Origin of the sequence: Streptomyces sp. B21-083 (assembly GCF_036898825.1) — a bacterium.
In the GTDB taxonomy this organism is placed as follows: domain Bacteria; phylum Actinomycetota; class Actinomycetes; order Streptomycetales; family Streptomycetaceae; genus Streptomyces.
This window is the reverse complement of record NZ_JARUND010000002.1, coordinates 4,702,239-4,726,160: the sequence shown is the minus strand read 5'-3', so window position 1 is coordinate 4,726,160 and position 23,922 is coordinate 4,702,239. Positions and strand designations below refer to the sequence as shown.

The 23,922-nt window shown below is 70.0% G+C and carries 14 protein-coding genes and 1 tRNA gene; 13 read left to right on the top strand and 2 right to left on the bottom strand.

Going from position 1 to position 23,922, the window contains the following annotated elements; genetic code table 11:
* Positions 1–36 precede the first annotated feature (36 nt).
* The 10 genes from QA861_RS45230 (at position 37) to QA861_RS45185 (ending at position 14,855) form a co-directional block, all read left to right on the top strand.
* Positions 37–651, top strand: coding sequence for a small secreted protein (locus QA861_RS45230; protein ID WP_334594773.1), 615 nt, complete (start codon positions 37–39; stop codon positions 649–651).
* 111 nt (positions 652–762) lie between these two features.
* Entirely contained in the window at positions 763–2,316 is a 1,554-nt protein-coding gene (locus QA861_RS45225; protein ID WP_443041660.1) for a DUF7059 domain-containing protein, read from the top strand.
* A 522-nt stretch (positions 2,317–2,838) separates the two neighbouring features.
* Positions 2,839–3,036: a hypothetical protein gene (locus QA861_RS45220; protein ID WP_334594771.1), complete on the top strand. Its 198-nt coding sequence runs from the start codon at positions 2,839–2,841 to the stop codon at positions 3,034–3,036.
* Positions 3,037–3,303: 267 nt separating this feature from the next.
* Positions 3,304–6,165 (top strand): type I DNA topoisomerase, encoded by a 2,862-nt coding sequence (gene topA, locus QA861_RS45215; RefSeq protein WP_334594770.1) that lies wholly within the window; start codon positions 3,304–3,306, stop codon positions 6,163–6,165.
* A gap of 185 nt (positions 6,166–6,350) precedes the next feature.
* Positions 6,351–9,590 carry a dTMP kinase gene (gene tmk / locus QA861_RS45210; protein ID WP_334594769.1) on the top strand — a complete coding sequence of 1,080 codons (3,240 nt, stop codon included), beginning with the start codon at positions 6,351–6,353 and terminating at the stop codon, positions 9,588–9,590.
* Between the two features lie 176 nt (positions 9,591–9,766).
* Positions 9,767–10,972, top strand: a complete 1,206-nt coding sequence (locus QA861_RS45205) for a DNA polymerase III subunit delta' (protein WP_334594768.1) — start codon at positions 9,767–9,769, stop codon at positions 10,970–10,972.
* 159 nt (positions 10,973–11,131) lie between these two features.
* Positions 11,132–12,679, top strand: a complete 1,548-nt coding sequence (locus QA861_RS45200; protein WP_334594767.1) for an alpha/beta hydrolase — start codon at positions 11,132–11,134, stop codon at positions 12,677–12,679.
* Positions 12,680–12,797: 118 nt separating this feature from the next.
* Positions 12,798–12,871, top strand: a tRNA-Thr gene (locus QA861_RS45195).
* A 914-nt stretch (positions 12,872–13,785) separates the two neighbouring features.
* Complete coding sequence (locus QA861_RS45190; protein ID WP_334594766.1) at positions 13,786–14,544, top strand: hypothetical protein; 759 nt, start codon at positions 13,786–13,788, stop codon at positions 14,542–14,544.
* Positions 14,532–14,855 (top strand): hypothetical protein, encoded by a 324-nt coding sequence (locus tag QA861_RS45185; RefSeq protein ID WP_334594765.1) that lies wholly within the window; start codon positions 14,532–14,534, stop codon positions 14,853–14,855. Before QA861_RS45190 ends, QA861_RS45185 begins: the two co-directional genes overlap by 13 nt.
* A 170-nt stretch (positions 14,856–15,025) precedes the next feature.
* On the opposite strand, the gene QA861_RS45180 is transcribed toward QA861_RS45185, so the two are convergent.
* Positions 15,026–15,394, bottom strand: coding sequence for a hypothetical protein (locus QA861_RS45180; RefSeq protein ID WP_334594764.1), 369 nt, complete (start codon positions 15,392–15,394; stop codon positions 15,026–15,028).
* Complete coding sequence (locus QA861_RS45175) at positions 15,394–17,859, bottom strand: AAA family ATPase (protein WP_334594763.1); 2,466 nt, start codon at positions 17,857–17,859, stop codon at positions 15,394–15,396. Before QA861_RS45175 ends, QA861_RS45180 begins: the two co-directional genes overlap by 1 nt.
* Positions 17,860–18,372: 513 nt before the next feature.
* Between QA861_RS45175 and QA861_RS45170 the strand changes: the two genes are divergently transcribed.
* The 3 genes from QA861_RS45170 (at position 18,373) to QA861_RS45160 (ending at position 23,920) form a co-directional block, all read left to right on the top strand.
* Positions 18,373–20,589, top strand: a complete 2,217-nt coding sequence (locus QA861_RS45170; protein WP_334595054.1) for an N-6 DNA methylase — start codon at positions 18,373–18,375, stop codon at positions 20,587–20,589.
* A gap of 89 nt (positions 20,590–20,678) precedes the next feature.
* Entirely contained in the window at positions 20,679–22,688 is a 2,010-nt protein-coding gene (locus QA861_RS45165) for a type I restriction-modification system subunit M (protein ID WP_334594762.1), read from the top strand.
* Positions 22,685–23,920 carry a restriction endonuclease subunit S gene (locus QA861_RS45160; RefSeq protein WP_334594761.1) on the top strand — a complete coding sequence of 412 codons (1,236 nt, stop codon included), beginning with the start codon at positions 22,685–22,687 and terminating at the stop codon, positions 23,918–23,920. Before QA861_RS45165 ends, QA861_RS45160 begins: the two co-directional genes overlap by 4 nt.
* Positions 23,921–23,922 lie beyond the last annotated feature (2 nt).

The following is a 23,922-nucleotide window of genomic DNA, read 5'->3' as shown; positions in this document are numbered from 1 at the left end:
CGCCCAGTTGGCGTGTATGTTCCGGGGCCGAGAGCCATGGAAGGGACCAATCCGGTGAACAAGAAGCTCGCGGTCGCACTGTCCGGCGGTGCGGTACTGGTACTGGCGCTGTCGGGATGCAGCAGCGACGACGGCAACGAGAAGCTGGATGCCTGGGCCAAGCAGGTGTGCGACGCGGTGAAACCGCAGGCGCAGAAGATCGAGGCCGCCAACGCCGCGATCCAGAAGGAGACTTCGGACAACAGCACACCGGCGGCCGTCCAGAAGACCGACGCGCAGGCCTTCCAGGACATGGCGGACGCCTACAAGGCGATCGGTACGGCCGTGAACACCGCGGGTGCCCCGAACGTCGACGACGGTGAGACGAAGAAGACGAACGCCGTCAAGGAGCTCAACGACATCTCCACCTCCTACGCGGGCCTGAAGAAGCAGGTGGACGGACTCGACATCAAGAACCAGGCGAAGTTCGCCGACGGCCTCAAGGGTGTCGCCACTCAGCTGGACAAGCTCAGCCAGAGCGGCAACGACGCCCTGAAGGCCCTGGAGGAGGGTGACGTCGGCAAGTCGATGGCCAAGCAGGAGAGCTGCAAGTCGACGTCCGCGTCCCCCGGCTCTCCCGGGTCCCCGGCGGCCTCCTCGGCCGCCGGCTGACCTCTCCGGCCGGGTTCGACGTCACGTCGGCGGATGGTTTTCCACAGGCGTACGGGATGTCCGCGCATGTCTGTCCACAGGCGTGCGCGGCCAAGCCGCAGGGCGGACACAATGGGAGGCGTGAGTAACGCCAGCCTGCATGCCCTGCCCTCCGCCGACCGCCCCGACACCGCCGCGCTCCTCCGCGACGCCCTTCTGGCCGCCGACTTCACCGCCGACGGGCTGCTCGATCTGCTCGGCGCGCCCGCGTACGCCGCCCTGGCGCGCAGCGAGACCGTGCCCGCGCTCCGGGCGACCCGCGGCGACACGCCGCTCGAACTGCTCGTGCGGCTGTTCCTGTTGCAGCAACCCGTGCCCCACGCGCGCGTGGCGGCCGTCCTGCCCGTCGACGACTGCGTGGCGAGCGGGTGGCTCGTCGTCGGCAAGGACTCCGAGGGCGGCGGTGAGGTGACGGCCGCCGTCGACGTACGGCCGTACGGGGGGCCGGACGGCGAGGACTGGTTCATCGTGTCCGACCTGGGGTGCGCGGTCGGCGGGGCCGGTGGCATCGGCAGCCGCGACGAGGGCGTTGTGCTGGGGGTGGGCGGGGCGTCCACGACCCTTGCCGGCATCACCGTCCGCACGCCGGTCGCCTCCGCGCTCGACCTCGGTACCGGCTCCGGGATCCAGGCGCTGCACGCCGCCCGGCACGCCACGCGCGTGACGGCGACCGACCTCAACCCCCGCGCCCTGCACATCACCGCGCTGACGCTCGCCCTGTCCGGTGCCCCGGCGGCCGACCTGCGCGAGGGCTCGCTGTTCGAGCCGGTCCGGGGGGACGAGACGTACGACCTGATCGTCTCCAACCCGCCGTTCGTGATCTCGCCGGGCGCGCGGCTCACCTACCGGGACGGCGGGATGGGCGGGGACGATCTGTGCCGCACGCTCGTTCAGGAGGCGGGGGAGCGGTTGCGTGAGGGCGGATTCGCGCAGTTCCTCGCCAACTGGCAGCACGTGGAGGGGGAGGACTGGCAGGACAGGCTGAGGTCCTGGGTGCCGCGCGGGTGCGATGCCTGGATCGTGCAGCGCGAGGTGCAGGACGTCACGCAGTACGCCGAGCTGTGGCTGCGCGACGCCGGCGACCACCGCTCCGACCCGGCGGAGTACCGGGCGCGGTACGACGCGTGGCTGGACGAGTTCGAGGCGCGCAAGGTGAGATCGGTCGGGTTCGGCTGGATCACGCTGCGGAAAACGGGGGCGAGTGAGCCGTCGATCACCGTGGAGGAGTGGCCGCATCCCGTCGAACAGCCGCTCGGGGACACGGTTCGGGCGCACTTCGAGCGCGTGGACTACCTGCGCGCGCACGACGACGCAGGCCTGCTCGCCGCGCACTTCGCACTGGCGGACGAGGTGGTACAGGAGCAGGTCGGGCTGCCCGGCGCCGAGGACCCGGAACACGTGGTGCTGCGCCAGAACCGCGGGATGCGCCGGGCCACCAAGGTGGACACGGTCGGCGCCGGCTTCGCAGGCGTGTGCGACGGCACGCTGAGCGCGGGGCGGATTCTCGACGCCATCGCACAACTGGTCGGCGAGGACCCCGTGTCGCTGCGGGACCGGACGCCCGCGCAGATCCGGTTGCTGGTGGAGCAGGGCTTCCTGAAGCCGTCGGGAGAGCCGGGCGAGTGAGCGAGTCCCGGGGACGCGGTGCCGTAGGGCGCTGCGCTGCCGGGTCCGCCGCCGTGGGGCTGTGGTCTACGTCGTCACGACCACGGGGGACGGGGGCTCCGCGGTCGATATCGGTACGGCAGGTCGCGTACTCCTGGGCCGTACAGCAGGGGGAGGCCCGGGGGCGGCGAGTGAGGCGTGGGAAGCGTGCGGGCGATGTGGACCGACCGCACTCGGTGCCGTTGCCGGCGTACACGGGGCGGAGGCGGGGAGGTTCGGGCGGCATATTCACGCCGAGTTGGGCGGCTGGTCCGGGACGGGTCCCGCGCCACCGGCTGTGAGATTCATGGACGCTGCCCACGACGGTCCGTGGTCGGAAAGCCAGCCCGCCCGGGCGCTCCGAGGCCGCCCGGCGGGTAGTCGCACGGACGCGTGGCCGCCGTCCGCCCGGCGTTCATCTTGGGTTCGCGCGGACGCCGCCCAGGCGTGCCAGCGTCCCGGGTCCGGGGACTCCCGGGCGGGAGCAGAGGGGCGCGCAGGGGTATGGAGAGCGGACCGGCGATCTTCGTGGGAATGGTGTTCGCCCTGTTCGGGGGCGCGCTGCTGATGTGGACCGTGGCACGGGTGCGGCACCGGGCGCCCGTCGCCCACGGTGTGAACCCCGTCGCATCGGCGGCCCTCGCGAGCGTCGCCGCGCTGGTCGCGCTCGGGGTCGGCGCATGGTGCCTCACCCGTGTGTGAGGTGCGCCGGAGACGGGTGAGTGGTGCGTACGGCGGGGGAGTGCCGGTAACCGGTAGGTCACCGTCCGCATAGGCTCCAGCAGGCAGGTCGACACTCCGGGCGGCAGGAATGGCGGTAGTCGGGTTACCGTTCGAGTGGCCGTTGCGGGCTTTTCCCGTTTGACACGGGGGCGGGATGTACCGTCACACTCCGCAGCGTCAGCATGACCCGACCCCGGGAGCAAGACCGGGGGAGACCCCGAGTGTCGACCGGAGAGAAGAGCGAAGTTGTCCCCGACCAGCGAGACCGCACAGGGCGGCCGCCGACTCGTCATCGTCGAGTCGCCTGCCAAGGCGAAGACGATCAAGGGCTATCTGGGCCCCGGATATGTCGTCGAGGCGAGCGTCGGGCACATCCGCGACCTCCCCAACGGCGCCGCCGAGGTGCCCGAGCAGTACACCGGCGAGGTGCGCCGCCTCGGGGTGGACGTCGAGAACGACTTCCAGCCGATCTACGTGGTCAATGCGGACAAGAAGGCCCAGGTCAAGAAGCTCAAGGACCTGCTGAAGGACTCCGACGAACTCTTCCTCGCCACCGATGAGGACCGCGAGGGCGAGGCCATCGCGTGGCACCTCCAGGAAGTCCTGAAGCCCAAGGTCCCGGTCAAGCGGATGGTCTTCCACGAGATCACCAAGGCCGCGATCCAGGCCGCCGTCGCCAACCCGCGCGAGCTGAACCAGAAGCTGGTCGACGCCCAGGAGACCCGCCGCATCCTCGACCGTCTCTACGGCTACGAGGTCTCGCCGGTCCTGTGGAAGAAGGTCATGCCGAAGCTGTCGGCCGGCCGTGTCCAGTCGGTCGCGACCCGGCTCGTGGTGGAGCGGGAACGCGAGCGCATCGCTTTCCGTTCTGCTGAGTACTGGGACCTGACGGGGACCTTCGCGACCGGCCGCGCCGGTGACTCGTCGGACCCCTCGACGCTGGTGGCCCGCCTCGCGAGCGTCGACGGCAGGCGGGTCGCGCAGGGTCGCGACTTCGACTCCGTGGGACAACTGAAGAGCGCGAACACCCTCCACCTGGACGAGGCGAACGCCCGCGCCCTGGCCGCCGCCCTGGCGGACACCAGCTTCGCCGTCCGCTCGGTCGAGTCCAAGCCGTACCGCCGCTCGCCGTACGCCCCGTTCCGTACGACGACGCTCCAGCAGGAAGCCAGCCGCAAGCTCGGCTTCGGTGCGAAGGCGACCATGCAGGTCGCGCAGAAGCTGTACGAGAACGGCTTCATCACCTATATGCGTACGGACTCCACGACCCTGTCGGAGACGGCGATCAACGCCGCCCGTACCCAGGTCACCCAGCTGTACGGCGCCGACTACCTGCCCGCGTCCCCACGGACGTACGCCGGGAAGGTCAAGAACGCGCAGGAGGCACACGAGGCGATCCGCCCCTCGGGCGACCGCTTCCGTACCCCGGCCGAGACGGGCCTGACCGGCGACCAGTTCCGGCTCTACGAGCTGATCTGGAAGCGCACGGTCGCCTCCCAGATGAAGGACGCGGTCGGCAACTCGGTCACGGTGAAGATCGCCGGCCGGGCCGCCGACGGCCGTGACGCCGAGTTCAGCGCCTCCGGCAAGACGATCACCTTCCACGGCTTCCTGAAGGCGTATGTCGAGGGCGCGGACGACCCGAACGCCGAACTGGACGACCGCGAGAGCCGCCTCCCCCAGGTGAACGAGGGCGACGCCCTGTCCGCCGAGGAGATCACGGTCGACGGGCACGCCACCAAGCCCCCGGCCCGCTACACCGAGGCGTCGCTGGTCAAGGAGCTCGAAGAGCGCGAGATCGGCCGCCCGTCGACGTACGCGTCGATCATCGGCACCATCCTCGACCGCGGTTACGTCTTCAAGAAGGGCACGGCCCTCGTGCCGTCCTTCCTGTCCTTCGCCGTGGTCAACCTCCTGGAGAAGCACTTCGGGCGGCTCGTCGACTACGACTTCACCGCCCGCATGGAGGACGACCTCGACCGCATCGCCCGCGGCGAGGCCCAGTCCGTGCCGTGGCTGAAGCGCTTCTACTTCGGCGAGGGCGCGGGCGGTGCTCCCGCCGTCGGCGGCGCGGCCGAGGCGGGCAACGGCGACGGGGACCACCTCGGCGGTCTCAAGGAACTGGTGACCGACCTGGGCGCGATCGACGCCCGCGAGGTGTCGTCGTTCCCGGTGGGCAACGACATCGTGCTGCGCGTGGGTCGCTACGGTCCGTACATCGAGCGCGGCGAGAAGGACTCCGAGAACCACCAGCGCGCGGACGTGCAGGAGGACCTCGCTCCCGACGAGCTGTCCGTCGAACTGGCGGAGGAGCTGCTCGCCAAGCCGAGCGGCGACTTCGAGCTGGGCGCCGACCCCGAGTCCGGCCACCAGATCATCGCCAGGGACGGCCGCTACGGCCCGTACGTCACCGAGGTGCTCCCCGAGGGCACCCCGAAGACGGGCAAGAACGCCGTGAAGCCGCGGACGGCCTCGCTGTTCAAGTCGATGTCCCTGGACACGGTGACGCTGGCGGACGCGCTCAAGCTGATGTCCCTGCCCAGGGTCGTCGGCAAGGACGCGGAGGGCGTGGAGATCACCGCGCAGAACGGGCGCTACGGGCCCTACCTCAAGAAGGGCACGGACTCGCGGTCCCTGCAGACCGAGGACCAGCTCTTCACGATCACCCTCGAAGAGTCGCTGGAGATCTACTCCCAGCCCAAGCAGCGTGGCCGGGCCGCCGCCAAGCCGCCGCTGAAGGAGCTGGGCACGGACCCGGTCAGCGGGCAGCCGGTGGTCGTCAAGGACGGTCGTTTCGGGCCGTACGTGACCGACGGCGAGAGCAACGCGACCCTGCGCTCCGGTGACAGCGTCGAGGAGATCACCCCGGAGCGCGGCTACGAGCTGCTCGCCGAGAAGCGTGCCAAGGCGCCCGCCAAGAAGACCGCCAAGAAGGCGCCGGCGAAGAAGGCCCCCGCCAAGAAGGCTGCTGCGACGAAGACGGCCGCGGCCAAGAAGACGACCGCGGCCAAGACAACGGCAGCCAAGACGACCGCCACGAAGAAGACGGCCGCGAAGAAGGCTCCGGCCAAGAAGGCGACCGCGGCGAGGGCCACGGGCGAGGAGTGAGCCCGTCGGTCACGACGACACCCACGGGTGGTCGTGACCGATCGAGGTGACCGGTCTTCGCCGGTCTTCACTTCGCCTTCGCACGAACTTCGCGAAACGACCGCCCCGGCACCATCAGGTGTCGGGGCGGTCGTACGTCCGGACGGCCACTTCGGGCTGTCGGTGGCTGCCGATAGGCTGAAAGCATGACGCCAGCAGAGCAGCCAACGGCCATCCCCCAGGCCCCCGACGACGCGTTGGTCGCGGACTCCCGCGAACGCGCCGTCCGCGCCCTGCTGCGCCGGCCCCAGCTGAAGAGGCTGTGGAGCGCGCAGTTGGTGGGCGGTGTCGGTGACGCCCTCGCGCTGCTGGTCCTGGTGGTGCTCGTCCTCCAGTCGGCCATCGCCGAGGGCTCGTTCGGCGGCGGCTACCGGGGCGTGGCGCTCGCCGTGACGGCTGTCTTCGGGGCACGTGTTCTGGCCACTCTGCTCTTCGGTGCCGTCCTGCTCGGCCCGCTCACCTCGCTCACCTCGCAGGAGGGCCCGCTCGACCGCCGCTGGACCATGGTCGGCGCCGACGGCCTGCGCACCATACTCATGATCATCGCGCCCCTGTGGATCGACTGGACGCCGGAGAACTCCCTCGCCGTCCTCCTGGTCACCACCTTCGTGATCGGAGTCGCCGAGCGTTTCTGGACGGTGTGCCGGGAAGGCGCGGCGCCCGCCCTGCTGCCGGCGCCTCCCCCGGAGGGGGCGACGGTCCGCCCGCTGCCGGACCACATGGACGCGCTGCGGCGCCTGTCCCTGCGTACGACCTTCGTCGCGCTGCCGCTCGCGGGCGCCGCGCTTCTCGTCGCCGGGCTCGTCAACAACCTGCTGGGCACCGGCATCGAGTGGTTCGGCCGGCACCAGGCGGCCTTCGGGTCGTACGTCGCGGCCGGGCTGTTCGCCGCCTCGCTGTCCGTGCTGACCTACCTCGAACTGCCCGACGTACGCACCCCGCGCGCGCGGTCACCGCTCGAAGGCCTGCGCCGCCCCAAGTCCGGCACGGCCACCGAGACGGGCCGTACGGGCGCGATCCCGCTGCTCGTCCTGGCCTGCGCGGCCGTCTCCGGCGCGGTCGCGGCGGCCGTCTCCGTGGCCGTCCTGCACGCGAAGGACCTGGGCGGCGGCCCGGTGATGTACGGGCTGCTGGTCCTCGTTCTCACCGGCGGCACCGTCATCGGTATCCGTACGGCACCGAAGGTGCTGGTGGCGCTGTCGCGGCGTCGGCTGCTCGCGCTGGCCATCGCCTTCACCGGGGTCGCGCTGCTCGCCGCCGGGCTGGTCGCGGACGTGACGTCGGTGCTGCTGATCGTCGGGCTCGCGGGCATCGGTGCGGGCGTCGCCGCCAACACCGGGCACACGCTGCTCGACCAGGAGACCGAGGACCAGCGCCGGACACGGCTGACCGAGCATCTGCACGCGGTCGTACGGGTGTGCGTGGCGCTGGCCGCGCTGATCGCCCCCCTGGTGGCGGCCCTCGTCGGCCCGCACCGCTTGGAGAGCGGCAAGTTCGTCTTCGCGCACGGTGGCGCGGCGTTCACGCTGATGCTGGTGGGAGCACTGCTGCTGCCGGTGGCCGCGCTGGTCCTCGCCAAGGTCGACGACCGGTCCGGCGTACCGCTGCGGCACGACCTGCGGGACGCGATGCGCGGCGGCGACGACCCCGCGCAGGCGCCGGCGGCGACCGGCTTCTTCATCGCCCTGGAAGGCGGCGACGGGGCCGGCAAGTCCACGCAGGCGACAGCGCTCGCCGAGTGGATAAGGGCCAAGGGCCACGAGGTCGTGGTCACGCGCGAGCCGGGTGCGACCCCGGTGGGCAAGCGGCTGCGGTCGATCCTCCTGGATGTGTCGAGCGCCGGTCTGTCGCACCGCGCGGAGGCGCTGCTGTACGCGGCGGACCGCGCGGAGCACGTCGACACGGTCGTACGGCCTGCCCTGGAGCGGGGCGCGGTGGTCGTCTCCGACCGGTACATCGACTCGTCGGTGGCCTATCAGGGGGCCGGCCGGGACCTTTCCCCGACCGAGATCGCGCGTATCTCGCGCTGGGCGACCGACGGCCTGGTACCACATCTGACCGTCCTGCTGGATGTCTCCCCGGAGGCCGCCCGCGAGCGGTTCACGGAGGCGCCGGACCGGCTGGAGTCGGAGCCGGCCGAGTTCCACGAGCGCGTGCGGTCCGGTTTTCTCACGCTGGCCGCCGCTGACCCGGGCCGCTATCTGGTCGTGGACGCGGGCCAGGAACCCGAGGCCGTCACCGCGGTCGTCCGCCACCGGCTCGACCTGCTGCTGCCGCTCTCCGAGGCCGAGGTGAAGGCCCAGGAGGAGGCCCGCAGGGCGGCCGAGGAGGAGGCCAGGCGCAGGGCGGAGGAAGAGGCCGCGCGCAAGGCCGAGGAGGAGCGCGTCGAGCGCGAGCGTCAGGAGATGCTGGCCCGGCTGCGCGCCGAGGAGGAGGAGCGCAAGCGCCGCGAGCTTGAGGAGGCGCAGCGCCGCGAGGCCGAACGCCAGGCGGAGGAGGCCCGGCAGCGGGCCGAGGACGCCCGCCGCCGCGCCGAGGAGGAGCGGGTACGGCTGCTCGCCGAGGAGAAAGCCCGCGCCGAGGCCGAGGCCCGCCGCAAGGCCGATGAGGACCGTCGGCGCAAGCAGGTCGAGGAGGAGGCGCGGATCCACGCGGAGGCGGAGGAACGCCGGCTGGAGAAGCAGCGGAAGGCCGAGGAAGCGCTCGTACGGGCTGAGGCGGAGCGGCGGCGGGTCGCGGAGGCGACTGCTGCGGCTTCGGCGGCGGCTGCTGCCGCGGCCTCGGCGGCGGCGGTGGCTTCTGCGGGTGCCGGTTCCGGTTCCGGTGCGGATGAGGGTTCACGTGCGGCTGGGGTTGGGGGTGGCGGTCGGTACGGTGGATCCGATTCCGATTCCGAGTTGACGGCCAAGCTGCAGAAGCCGACGGTGCCTCCGGGGGCGGCCGACGAGACCGCGGTGCTGCCGCCGGTTCCGTCCGCTCCACCGGGTGCGGCGGATGAGACGGCTGTGCTGCCGCCTGTGGTGCCGGGTGCGGCCGATGAGACCGCTGTGCTGCCGCCTGTGGTGCCGGGTGCGGCCGATGAGACCGCTGTGCTGCCTGCCGTACGGGACGACGGTGCGGGTCGGCGGGACGGTGCGCCCGCGGATCGCGTGCCCCCGGGGTTCTTCCGGGACGAGCGTGCGGACGGGCAGTCCGGGGCCGGTGAGGACCGGACGCGGGAGCTGCCCCAGGTCGACTCCGATGGCACCCCGCGTCGGCGTCCGCGTTCCGACTGGGCGGAGGAGACCCCGCTGGACGACCTGCCGACGCTGGCCGACGAACTGCTCGGGCCGCACGCGGACGACGACCGGGACGAGGGGCGGGGTCGGGGCGGGCGGCGCCGCTGAGGCGGGCGCTCGTTGCCAGTTGGCCCGTCGGTGCGTAGAGCCAGTCCGTCTGCGGAGCCCGTTGTCAGTGGGGACCCGCACAATGGGTTCCGCGGGCAAGCCGTGACGAATCGGCCTGACGCGGTGGCGTGATGAAACGCCGTGACGAAGCGGCGTGACGAAAGGGCGGTGTTCCCATGCCGGTGTGGGACGACGTGGTGGGTCAGGAGAAGGTGAGCGCGCAGCTGGAGGCCGCCGCGCGGGATGCCGACGCCCTGGTCACCGCCGTCGCCACGGGCGAGCCCCTGCCCGAGGCGTCGAAGATGACGCACGCCTGGCTCTTCACCGGGCCGCCCGGCTCCGGCCGGTCCACGGCGGCCCGTGCCTTCGCCGCCGCGCTCCAGTGCGTGAGCCCCGACCGCGCCCTCGGCGGAGTCCCCGGCTGCGGGTTCTGCGACGGCTGTCACACGAGCCTGACGGGCACACACGCCGACGTGGACATCGTCCGCACCGATCTCCTCTCCATCGGCGTCAAGGAGACCCGCGCGCTGGTCCGGCGAGCCCAGCTTTCGCCGGCCGTCGGACGCTGGCAGGTCATCGTCCTGGAGGACGCGGACCGCCTCACGGAGGGCGCGGGCAACGTCCTGCTCAAGGCCATCGAGGAACCCGCGCCGCGCACGGTGTGGCTGCTGTGCGCCCCGTCCATCGAGGACGTGCTGCCCACGATCCGCTCCCGCTGCCGTCTCCTCACCCTGCGCACCCCGCCGGTGGAAGCAGTGGCCGACATCCTCATCCGCCGGGACGGTATCGAGCCGCACGTCGCGCACACCGCTGCCCGGGCGACGCAGGGCCACATCGGCCGTGCCCGGCGGCTGGCCACGGACGCACGGGCCCGGGAGCGCCGGGCCGCCGTCCTCAAGCTGCCGTTGCGCGTGGAGGACGTCGGTGGCTGTCTGAAGGCGGCCCAGGAGCTGATCGACGCGGCGTCGGAGGACGCCAAGCAGCTCGCGGAGGAGGTCGACGTGAAGGAGACGGAGGAGCTCAAGGCCGCGCTCGGAGCAGCCCAGGGCGGCCGGATGCCGCGCGGTACGGCGGGCGTGATGAAGGAGCTGGAGGACCGTCAGAAGCGCCGGAGAACGCGTACGCAGCGAGACACCCTCGACCTGGCCCTGATCGACCTCACCGGCTTCTACCGCGACGTTCTCGCTCTCCAGCTCGGCTCCCGCCTGGCGATCGCCAACGCGGAGGCCGAGGACACCCTGGAGCGCCTGGCCCGCGCCGGCTCACCCGAGTCGACGCTCCGCCGCATCGACGCGATCGCCGCGTGCCGCGAAGCCTTGGACCGCAACGTGGCACCGCTGCTGGCGGTGGAGGCGATGACGCTGGCGCTGAGAGCAGGCTGACGGTTGGCTGTCCACTGTGTGACGCACCTCGCCGCTGGCCGCTCGTGACCGGGCGACTCGGGTGAACTGGGGGGACGGGCAACTCGTACCCGGTAACTCGTACGGGTCATATAGCGGACGGAGAGTATCTGTATGGTTTCTCAGGGTTACGCTCGCTGAATGCATATGAGGCGTACACCGCGTCCGGCCTGGTCCTTGCTCGCTGTGGCCGCACTGCTCGTCTCCGCCTGTTCCACGGGGAGTTCGACCAGCGCCGCTAGTGCCGCGAGTGTGCCGAGTACGTCGGCCACGCCGGCCGGCCTCGCTCGGTACTACGGGCAGAAGCTGAGCTGGCGGTCGTGCGGTGTGCCCGGTTTCCAGTGCGCCACGATGAAGGCGCCCCTCGACTACGCGGCTCCGACCAAGGGCGACGTCAGACTCGCCGTGTCCCGCAAAAAGGCCACGGGCGCGGGCAAGCCTCTCGGCTCACTGCTGGTGAACCCGGGCGGACCGGGCGGATCGGCGGTCGGCTACGTGCAGGCGTACGCGGGTGTCGGCTACCCGGCGCAGGTCCGCGCGCGCTACGACATCGTCGCGGTCGACCCGCGCGGGGTGGCCCGCAGTGAGCCGGTCGAGTGCCTGGACGGCCGCGAGATGGACGCGTACACGCAGACGGACACGACTCCCGACAGCGAGCGGGAGACGGACCAACTGGTCGGCGCGTACAAGGAGTTCGCCGAGGGCTGCGGCAGCAGCTCGCCCGATCTGCTGCGGCACGTGTCCACGGTGGAGGCGGCCAGGGATATGGACATCCTGCGGGCGCTGCTGGGCGACGAGCGGCTGACGTACGTCGGGGCGTCGTACGGGACGTTCCTCGGGGCGACGTACGCGGGGCTCTTCCCGGACCGTGTGGGCCGGCTGGTTCTGGACGGCGCGATGGACCCCTCCCTGTCCGCGAGCCGACTGAGCCTCGACCAGACGGCGGGCTTCGAGACGGCCTTCGACGCGTTCGCGAAGGACTGTGTACGGCAGACGGACTGCCCGCTGGGTACGAAGGAGGGCGAGGTCGGCGCGAACCTCAAGGCGTTCTTCGACCGCCTCGACACGTCGCCGATCCCGACGGGCGACGCGGACGGGCGCAAGCTGGGCGAGGCCCTCGCCACGACAGGCGTGATCGCCGCGATGTACGACGAGAGCGCCTGGCCGCAACTGCGCGAGTCGCTGACCGCGGCGATGCGGGACAAGGACGGCGCGGGCCTGCTGCTCCTTTCCGACAGCTACTACGAGCGCGACGCCGACGGCCGCTACTCGAACCTGATGTTCGCCAACGCGGCAGTGAACTGCCTCGACCTTCCGGCGGCGTACACCACCCCCGACCAGGTGCGCGCCGCACTGCCGTCTTTCGAGAGGGCGTCCCCGGTCTTCGGTGAGGTCATGGCCTGGGCCTCTCTGAGCTGCGCGTACTGGCCGGTGCGGCCGACCGGTGAACCGCATCGCATCGAGGCGAAGGGCGCGGCCCCGATCGTCGTCGTCGGCACGACCCGCGACCCGGCGACCCCGTACCGCTGGGCCCGGTCGCTCTCCCGTCAGCTGTCCTCGGCCCGCCTCCTGACCTACGAGGGGGACGGCCACACGGCATACGGGCGGGGCAGCGACTGTATCGACGACGCGATCAACACGTATCTGCTCCGGGGGACCCCTCCGAGGGAGGGGAAACGGTGCGTGTAGCGGGGCGCGAGCGCCGGTGCGGAGGCCTCCCCGGGGGCCTCCGGGGGGTGGGCTGAGCACTCTCGGAAACTGTGTAGACTTACCGACGTTGCTGACCGCACCATGGTGCGAACGGCGCGCCGCCTTAGCTCAGATGGCCAGAGCAACGCACTCGTAATGCGTAGGTCTCGGGTTCGAATCCCGAAGGCGGCTCCGGAAAACCCTGGGACTCACTCGCCGTGACCTGGGGTTTTTCCTTTTACTTTACCTTTTCGTGGTCTAAACCACTGCCCTGCGGGGCGTGCCAGAGGGCCATCTGGGGCCCAAATGGGGCCCGAATTGGCAAAGGTGGTCTTGCGCATTGCGATGCGTAGGTCTTCAGTTCGAAACCCGCAAGTCCCTCCAAGGTAAATCCCGGCTCAGGTCTGCGAGCTGAGGCCTTCTCCTTCAAGTGACCATGGAATTCAGGCAAATTGAGCACGCGTGTCCTGCGATGGCGGCAGGCGAGCAGGGTGCTGCGTGGCCCTTGGGTCATGGGGCTGCCGCCCGACCTCGGTGTGGGAGAAACGGCCCGTACAGGAAACGGCCCGAAGGGACACCTCGGGGTGTGCGTGAACGCCTTGTGGGGCGCGGCAGCTGTGCTGGACCGAGGAGACAGTTCTGCTGGGGTCTGCCCGTGGTCGTGATCAGCGGGCTTGCAGGAGGTTGCTGCCCCCAGAGGGTCGTTCACGGGAGGCGGAGTAGGGCGAGGTAGTTCCCGGACGTTTCGTCGCAGCAAGTGGCGATGCCTCGCGAGTCCTTCACTTGTCGGTGGTCCGCTCGACGGTGGTGCGGTCGCTGTAGGGGCGGTGTCGTGGGTGACGGGCCTGTTGCCCTGGCTGCCTGTCTTCGTGCGGTTCGCGGCAACGTCCTGCCGGATCCGCACCTCCTGTCGGCGCATACCTGAATGTGCACAACCGGGTCCGGGTATACGTGCTCGCCCCGATGCCGTCGTGTCCGATGTCCGCGCGCCGTGATCGTTGCCGAGGGGAGCGTCCACCGGATCGGTGGTGTCAGCGGCTTGTCGTAGGGTCCCGCCAGGAAGTTCCCCGTCCCTCGGAGTCCTCGTGCCGCAGCTTGCTCGACTCATGACCACAATCGCTGCCCCTCTGGCTTTTTCCAGAGCCGACGACGCGCCCCGCCTGGAGTGGCGAGCCGGAACACGGCTGCTCATACAGCGCGGTGACACGGAGCTGATCGTGCAGAATCTCGAGCCGTCGGCCACGGCCGAGGCCGTCCGCTTTCCGGCCCCCTGGCCACGCCGGTACGGCCATTGCGCGGTGTCCCCTTCCGGTGATCTGGCCGTTTTCGCCGGGCTCCACGCGCTACATGCCGTGGACCGGAGGGGGAAGATTCGGTGGGAGGTGCGGCACCGCTGCTGGACAGGGTGCGCGGGGCACGAGGCCTTCACCGAATACGCCAACGAGCGTGACCATCGGTACGTCGGCAGCGGCTCGGCCGCATTTTCCGCGGACGGGACACTGGTATGGGTCCATATCCGCGGCCCCCTGACCTGCGACCGAGGTCGCGGAGCAGACGAGTGGCTGGTCATCGCTGCTGAGGACGGCACCGTGCTCGCCCGCGCCGCGACACATACGGCAGCCGCAGGTTCCGACCACATTCCGCACCCGGACCCCGGTCAGATGGGGCTGACCATCGGTGAAGGACAGGACGGCTCTGCACTGCGCTGGGGACGCTGGAACGGCCGCACCCTCGCCATCGACAGCTTCGGCTACGAGGACCGCTTCCTGCTGGCGGTGAGCCCCACCGGAACCTTCTCACGGTCACCCACGACCAGGACACCCTGGCCCTTCACCGGGTCACCGACGGCACGGTGGAAGAACTGAGTGCCGCCGCACTGCCACGACACCCTGCGCTGGAGACCGAACAGCCTGAAACCGTCGAGGACGACGAAGCGCAGGCGTTCTTCGACTATGAGGGCGGCTTCCTCGACGAGGACAGCGTCATTGTCGGGACAGTTGAGAGCGACGAAGAGTCCGGCATGGGCCGGCACTGGCTCATTGATGCGGCCCGTATGCGACTGACCGACCGGCTCATCTACCCCTTCGAGGTGTCCGGCCTGCCAAAGGCCCTCGGCGACGGCACCTGGTACACCGTGTCCGCCACCGAGACCGCTCTGCATCTCTGGACCCTGTAGCAGTGCTTCCAGCCATCGCACACGCCCGGCGCTGAGCACGTTCGCCCGTACCCGGCTGACCACATAACCCGAGTACGCCGACCCCCGCAGCCCGGAGGCATCAACATCTGTACCACAACAACGAGTTGAGACACTCGACGTGACGAGTTGAATACTCCAGCTTCATTGGATCAGTGGGTCAACGTCCCTACCAGCTCGCCGACTTCCGTCCGCCAGGTGTGGACCTGGTCGCGTGTGGGTCCGATCTCGTACTGGTGGTAGTGGCACCCCAGGCAGAGGTGCGCCCAGACGGCGTGGGTGCGGCGCGCGGTCTCCGCTCCGGTGTAGCAGTGGAGGCACAGCATCTTGGCGCGCATCGTGGTGCCTGCGAGCCCGGGTACTGCGGCGTCGAGCACGCGGTCGATGGAGATCTCCAGGGCGGTCCGCAGAGCGAGGGAGGCTCCGCGGTGTCGGCCGGCGGCTGTGGCGCCCGTGCGGGCGGTAAGCAGCTGATCGGCCGTCAGCAGGAGCTCCTCGACCGAGGTGCTGGGAGTGCTCATCACGCGGTCACCTCCGGCTTGCGCACCTTCTGCGCCATGGTGTCGATGTCGTCCACGAAGCGGTGGGGGTCGGTGATCTGCGCTCCCGCAGCGTGGGCGCCGTTCTGGCATTCCTTGAGGAGGTTCACCGCACGTGGTCCGCAAAGGGTGAGCAGTTCCCGGTAGACGTCGCCGGTCCGCCCGGCGTCGCCGAACAGGGCCAGGGCGGCGACCTTCATGAGCTTGTCGGCGCCGCCGACGGCGACCTGTAGCTCGTGTTCGGGCGCGCCGGAACGGTGGTGCCGGATCCAGGCGGCCTCAAGGAAGGCGTTCTCCAGGGCGATACGGCACAGGCTGGGCAGCACGTGGGTCCGTGCCGCCGTCGGCAGGTCACTGGTACTGGCGAGCGCCCGCGCGTCGTCGAGTGCCTGCCGTACCGGGTCGGTCACCGGCTTGACCTTCACCCTGGACGACTTGGCCCGCTCGACCTCGAACACCGTCACCGGCAGATCCTGGCTGGTGAACGCACGCTGGAGCCGGGTGTCGTGGGTGAACACGATGACCTGCCGGTGCTCGCCGAGTTCGTGCAGGACCTGGGCGAGTCCGTTGACCTTGGCGGGGTCCATGGACTGCACGGGGTCGTCGATGACGATGAAGCCGAACGGGCTGTCGGCGGTGGCGGCCCGGGGCAGGAACAGGGACAGCGCAAGGGAGTGCTGCTCGCCCTGGCTCATGACGCTGAGAGCCGACGCCTCCTGGCCGTCGACGGTGACATCCATGACGAGCTTGCGAACAGTGGCCTTCTCGCTGCCCTTCAGGCTCACGGTTTTGAGGTCGATGTTGCTCTCCTGGCGGAGCCGCTCCCAGATCCGCTGCGACTGGTCGGCGAAGCCTTCCATGCGCTGTTCCCGCAACTCGGCGGCCAGCGCCTTGATCCAGGCGCTCGCCTTCTTGATGTCCCGCAGCCGAGGCTTGTTCGTCTCCACGGCACAGGCCCTCTCCGCCCAGCCCGCCAGGCGGGTGACGAGTCCGCGCCAGCGTTCGTCCCGCTTCTCCAGCTCCCTGACGGCGTTCTCCTTGACCGCAGCACAGGCATCGGCCAGGGTCGCGGCGGCCTCGTGGGCGCGCCGGACGAGCTCGCCGGGATCACTGATCGTCCGGCAGGCGGTCCAGGCATGCCACGGGTCGGTAAGGGCGGCGGGGATCTGCCGGGGCGTGTGAACGAGGTCCTGCACGGCCCGCGCGGCCGACCGGAGTTCGCTGCGCGCGTCCGCGGCTGCCTCCGCCTCCTGCCGCAGTGCGGCGATCTGGGCGATGGCGTCCGTGGCCCATGCCGCGTCCAGCATGCCGTCGGTCCCGCACACGGGGCAGGAGGCCGCGTCGGGGTGACGGTCGTTGTGCGCCACAGCCCGTTCGAGGAGTTCCGCACGCTGCAGGGCGTCCTCGGTGCCGGTGCCGCGCAGGTCCTCGACGTCGGCGAGAGCCCTGCGCAGGCGGTCCACGGTCGTGCGGACCTGCGCCATCTCGGGTCCCTGCACGTCTGCCTCGGCGCGCAGTCCGGCAAGCAGGCCGCCGTCAGTGTCGGCGGGCAGACCGGCGATCAGAGCTTCGACGGTGTCGAAGTCGGGCGTTCCCGCCGTGTCGACGGCGACGAGTGCCTGGACCGCGCGGTCGTCGTCCTCCAGTTCGTACAGCGCCTCCTTGAGGCCCGGCAGCTCCCCCTTCGCCACCTTCTCCGCGTCTTCGAGCGCCTTGGCCTCCTGGCGGAGCCGGCCATCGGCGGCGCTGAGCTGCCCCAGGCCGAGGATGGTGGCGATGGAGTCGTACATCTCGGAGGGCTTGCCACTGATCATGCGGTCGAGATCGACGTACGACAGGAAGGGTCGGAAGTCCCGCAGGGACTGCTTCCAGTCCATCTGGTCGAGGGGCGCGCGGCCGTGTCCGGGCCGCTTGAGCTCGGCCTGGGAGTCGTCGAAGTCGTCGCTCTCCCAGGTGCGGGTGAGTGTGCTGCGGCCGGTGTCGCCCTCGATGGCGAGCTTGACCTCGATCTCCGGTCTGCCGTCGGTGTCGTGGAGGTTGCGCCAGTTGCTGCTGCGCGTCGCGTGCTGCCCCTGCCACCGCATGTTCACGCCGGTGAAGGCCGTCTCGATGCCCTCGGCGATGCTGGACTTGCCGGAACCGTTGCGGCCCACGACCAGGTTCACGCCGGGCCGGGGGCTGAGCTTGAGCAAAGCGCGCGGCCCGATGCCGCGGAACCGGGCGACGGCGACGGACTCGAGGTAGATCCGGCCGACCGTGGAGGTCTCACGGGTCTCGCTGTCGCCCAGCGCCTCGTTCAGGAGCGCCTTCACGGGCTCGGTGAGTGCCGCCTCGCCCAGGCGGGTTCGCACCAGCTCGGCCACGGGCACGGGCTGGTCGGAGGGGGTCGGCTCTGCTGGGTCGGTGGGGTGGTCCGCGTTCTGCTGGGGCTGTTCCGTCACGGTCATGTGCTGTCTCCTGAGGGCCGGCTGCTGGTTCGGAGGTTGGGGCGGACACCGGCACCCGATCGGTGCGGATGGTGCCCCCGGCGTTCGTGTCGGGTGGGCGGCGGGCGGCATGTGTCCCCAGCCGCCCGGGGCGGGCCGACCGAACGGGGGCTGTTGGGTCGGGGTGGTCATGCGGGTTCATCCGGCGTGCGGTGGGCGGCGACTGCGATTGCCGAACGGATGCGGGGTGGGCGCGGCCCCTGACGTATCGCGTTGCGATGTGGAGGGATCGGGAGAGATCGGATGCGTGGCGCGGTATGGCGACAGGGCGCTTCCCAGTGCGGTCGCGCAGCCGCCGCCCCTTCCATTCGTAAGCAGGGCCAGATAAGCACAATACTGAAAGCATCGTCAAACAGTTCAGAGGACTTGACGACTGCTGTAATCTGTTTACTGTTCACTACCGACTAGCCGAGAGGAGCAGGACCCCACGCCATGCCCCAGCAGCCATCAGCCCAACTCCCCGCCTCGGCGCACGTGACCGCCGCCGAGATCTCCCGCATCGCAGGGGTCACGCGTGCCACCGTCAGCAACTGGCGCCGCCGCCACGACGACTTCCCCGCCCCCAGCGGGGGCACGGAGAGCAGCCCGCTCTACGACCTGACGGCTGTCCAGGCATGGCTGCGGGGGCGCGGGCACACCTCCGCTGCCTCGCCGACCGAGGAGTTGCGTACGGCGCTACGTCTGCTCGGGCCCGGCTCGGGTGCGGCGGCGCGGCTGTTCCCACTGGTGGCGGCCATGTCCCGCCTCACGCCCGAGGCGCTGGCCGAACTCGCCACCGCCTCCGACGACCAGCTGACCGCCCGCGCGGAAAAGGCCGCAGCCCAGCTCCCCGCGGCTGTGCCCGAGGCCGAGCCGGTCCGCTACGGCCCGGACGATGCGGGCGCGGTCCGCGCACTGCTGGGTTGCCTCCGTGAGGCCGGAGCGCAGACTGCCCTCGATGTCCTCGCTGAGCGCGAACTGGAGGAGGGCGCCGCCAGCGGTGTCTATCAGACGCCGGAGGGCCTGGCTCTGCTCATGGCGAGCCTCCTGCCTGCCGGCGCGACCCGTGTCCTCGATCCGGCCTGCGGCAGCGGCACGCTCCTCGCCGCCGCCGCCCAGCAGGGCGCACAGGAGCTGTTCGGGCAGGACACCCTTCCAGTCCAGGCCCAGCGCAGCGCAGTACGGCTCCTGATCGCCGCGCCCGGGGCCGACGTGGCGATCCGCGTCGGCGACAGCCTGCGCAACGACGCCTTCCCCGAGGTCACCGTCGACGCCGTCCTGTCCAACCCGCCGTTCGCCGACCGTGACTGGGGTCACGACGAGCTGGCATACGACCCGAGGTGGGCGTACGGGGTCCCGCCGCGCTTCGAATCAGAGCTGGCCTGGGTACAGCACGCCCTCGCACATTTGGAGGCCGGCGGCCACGCGGTCATGCTGCTGCCGCCCGCGCTCGCCTTCCGCTCCTCCGGCCGCCGCATCCGCGCCGAACTCATCCGCAGCGGGGCCTTGCGAGCAGTCATTTCGCTCCCGGCGCGCGCCGCGTATCCGCTCCACATCGGTCTGCAGATCTGGGTGCTCCAGCGTCCCGAGCCGGGCGGCGCGGACCGTACGCCGGTGCTGTTCGTCGACGGCGAGGGCGAGCAGCGGGACGCCACCACGGGAACGCCTGGCGCGACCGTTGCGGCCACGGCCGGCTTCGGTACACGCGGCGGCTCGCGCCTCGGCCGGTCCGGCTCTTCCTCTTCCACCGCATCGTCTTCCTCTGGTTCCACCTTCGACTGGGCGGGGCTGACCGGCAGGGTCCTCACCCAGTGGGCCGCGTTCACCACCGCCCCCGACACCTACGCCGACGAGCCCGGCATCGCTCGCGCGGTGCCGCTCGTCGACCTCCTCGACGACGTCGTCGACGTCACCCCGGCCCGCCACGTCCGGGCGACCGCGGCCGACATCGACCCGGCCGCCCTGGCCCGCCGCGTCCACGACCTGCACGGGCAACTGGCCGAGCAGGTCGCCGCCCTGGCTGCCACCTCCGCGTCCGGCGGGTGGCAACCGTCCGGGGTTTCGGCCCGCGAGTGGCGTACGGCGACCGTCTCCGACCTGGCACGCGGCGGGGCCCTGACCGTGCTGCGGGCGGCGACGCCCGGCACCCGAGGCTCCAAGGGCTCCGCCGCCCCCACCGTGGACCGGCCGGTCCTCACCGCCCACGACATCTCGGCCGGAAACCCGCCGTCCGGCACGGCTGTCGACCTGCACGCGGACGCCGTGCAACCCGTCGCCGCCGGTGACGTCCTGGTACGCGCCGTCGCGGGCGGCGGCGACGCGGCCGCGATGACCCGGGTCGCGGACGACCGGGACACCGGAGCCCTGCTCGGTCAGCACATCCACCTCCTGCGCCCCGACCCGGCCCGCCTCGACCCGTGGTTCCTGGCCGGGTTCCTCGGCGCCGAGGACAACATCGCCTCCGCGTCCACCGGCTCCACCCTCGTGCACGTCGCTCCGGGCCGCCTGCGCGTACCGCTGCTGCCTCTGGAGGAACAGCGGCGCTACGGGGAGGCCTTCCGCAGTGTGTACGAGCTGCGTGCGGCCGTCCGCCGAACCGCCGACCTCGCCGCCGACACCGCGGCCACCCTCACCACCGGTCTCACCGCCGGCGTACTCCTGCCACCGGACGCCCCGAATACTCCGGAAACCCCGGACGGCCGTTCCGTCTGAAACGCCCAACTCGTCCGACCCCACACGACCACACTTGATTCCTGCCGTCCCCCGCCCGGACGGCGCTCTTCGGAAGGAAGCCGGGACTCTTGAACATCAGCAAGCACACGGAGCTGGCGAACCACGCCTGGTCCGTCGCCGATCTCCTGCGCGGTGACTACCGACAGTCCGACTACGGCAAGGTCATCCTGCCGTTCACCGTGCTGCGCCGCCTGGAGTGCGTTTTGGAGCCGACGCGCGACAAGGCCGCCGAAACCGTCGCGAAGTTCGCGGGCCAGGAGATCGACACCGACCACTTCCTGCGCAAGGCCTCGGGCCACTCCTTCTACAACAAGAGTGACCTAACGCTGAAGAAGATCGCGGCTGACCCGCAGAACGCGGCGAAGAACCTGCAGATCTACGTCGGTGCCTTCTCCGACAACGCCCGCGAGGTCCTTGAAAAGTACGAGTTCAACCAGCAGGTAAGGAAGCTCGACTCCGCGAACCTCCTCTACCAGGTCATCGGCAAGTTCACCGACCTCGACCTGCACCCCGATGTCGTGCCCAACCACAACATGGGCTACATCTTCGAGGAGTTGATCCGCCGCTTCGCCGAGCAGTCGAACGAGACCGCGGGTGAGCACTTCACCCCGCGCGAAGTCATCAAGCTGATGGTCAATCTGCTGGTGGCGCCCGACGCGGACGCCCTCACCGTGCCGGGTGTCGTCCGCACTGTGATGGACCCGGCCTGCGGCACGGGCGGCATGCTCAGCGCCGCCGACGACCGCATCAAGGCCCTCAACCCAGCCGCGACGGTCGAGGTGTACGGGCAGGAGCTCAACCCCGAATCGTGGGCCATCTGCCGGTCCGACCTCATGATCAAGGGCCAGGACCCGGAGAACATCCGCTTCGGCAACTCCTTCTCCGACGACGGCCACGCCCGCCGCAGGTTCGACTACATCCTCGCCAACCCGCCGTTCGGCGTGGAGTGGAAGAAGGTCAAGGAGGACGTCGAGTACGAGCACAAGTCGCTCGGCGACGCCGGCCGCTTCGGCGCGGGATTGCCGCGCATCAACGACGGTTCGCTGCTTTTCCTCCAGCACATGATCTCGAAGATGAAGCCGGTGGACGTGAACGGCGGAGGCGGCTCCCGCATCGCCATCGTCTTCAACGGCTCCCCGCTCTTCACGGGCGCGGCCGAGTCCGGCGAGTCCAACATCCGCCGCTGGATCCTGGAGAACGACTGGCTGGAGGCGATCGTCGCCCTCCCGGACCAGCTCTTCTACAACACCGGTATCTCCACGTACTTCTGGATCCTCACCAACCGCAAGGACGCCGACCACAAGGGCAAGGTCGTCCTTCTCGACGCGCGCGATCAGTGGCAGAAGATGCGCAAGTCGCTCGGCGACAAGCGCAAGGAGCTCGGCGACGGCACGAACGGCCGCCCCGACCACATCGGCGACATCACCCGGCTGTACGCGGAGGCCGTCCAGGTCGCCAAGGACCCCGAACACCCGCTGCACGGCAAGGTCAAGGTCTTCGCCAACGAGGACTTCGGCTACCAGCGCATCACCGTCGAACGCCCGCTGAAGCTGCGCTTCGAGGTCACGGAGGAAACGTTGGCAGCGCTGGCGGAGGCCAAGCCGGTCGCGAGGCTGGAGCGGAGCGAGGAGTTCGTCGCGGCGGTGCGTACGCTGCTCGGCTCGTCCTGGACGACGAAGTCCGAGGCGTTCATCGCGCTCAAGGACGCGGTGGTCGCGGCCGGGCTGACGTGGCCGTCGGGAGCGCCGTTCGCGAAGGCGGTACGGGAGACGGTCGGGGTTCGGGACCCGGAGGGCGAGGTCCAGAAGGTCAAGGGCGTGGCGGAGCCGGACGGGGACCTGCGCGACTACGAGAACGTCCCGCTCGGCGAGGACGTCGAGGACTACCTCAAACGCGAAGTGCTGCCGCACGCGGCGGACGCGTGGATCGACCACACGAAGACGAAGATCGGCTACGAGATCCCGTTCACGCGGCATTTCTACGTGTACAAGCCGCCGAGGCCGCTGGCGAAGATCGACGCGGAGTTGAAGTCGCTGGAGGCGGAGATTCAGGCGCTGTTGGGTGAGGTGACGGAATGACCGGGTACGTTCCGCTCAAGAGGGTGGCGCGAATCCGCTACGGACTCGGCCAGCCGCCCCCGCTCTCGGAGGAGGGCGTCCCGATCATTCGGGCGACCAACGTGTCCCGGGGAAAGATCAGCGCCAACAACCTGCTTCGCGCTCGTCTTGAGGATCTGCCCTTGGACCGAGCCCCACTGCTGCACGAGGGAGAAATCCTTGTCGTACGGAGCGGAGCATACACCGGCGATTCGGCTCGCATCACGAGTGAATGGACCGCCAGCGCACCGGGGTACGACTTGCGTGTCACGCCGCAGACGGTCGACTCGCGCTTCGCGGCCCACGCTCTGCTGAGTACCGCAGTCCTTGATCAAATCAGTCTGGCTAGTACTCGGGCTGCCCAACCTCACTTGAATGCTGAGGAGTTGGGCGAGGTCAAACTCTGGCTGCCGCCCCTGGAGGAGCAACGCCGCATCGCCGACTTCCTCGACGCCGAGACCGCCCGCATCGACCAGCTGGTGTTGAAGCGCCGCCAGATGCGAAGTTTGCTGACGCTCAAGCGGGAACGAGTCATCGAGTCGACGCTGGGCCTTGAACGAGCCCAGACGACTGATGGTCTGGTACCTCTGAAGTATCTGGTGGCCGATGTCACCGTTGGAATCGTCATTACTCCAGCCAAGTGGTATGTAGAAGCGGGCGGGACTCCCGCGCTGCGGGGCCTAAACGTCAAGCCTGGCTTCATCAGCACCGGTGACCTCGTGCAGATCAGTGCTGAGGGACATGCTGAGAACCGCAAGTCGCGGCTCAATACCGGTGACGTTGTCGTTGTGCGCACGGGACAGGCAGGTGCAGCAGCTGTGGTACCAGCTGAGCTGGACGGGGCGAATTGCATCGATCTCATCGTGGTGCGCCCCGGCAGGAAGACCTCGCCGAGGTACTTGCAATACGTTTTGAACTCGGACTATGCCAGTGCACGGGTTACGGAGCACTCCGTCGGCAGCATCCAAGCTCACTTCAACGTGGGTGCCATGAAGCAAATCCCCATTCCCTCGATCCCTCGCACAGAGCAGGACGAGATTGTTCGCCTGCTCGATATCAGGGTCGGTGCTCTCGACCAGCTGCATCGCAAACTGGATCACCAGGAGCAGCTCCTAACCGAACGCCGCCAAGCCCTCATCACCGCCGCCGTAACCGGCCAGTTCGACGTCTCCACCGCCAGCGGACGCAACGTAACGGACGGAGTCGCCGCGTAGCC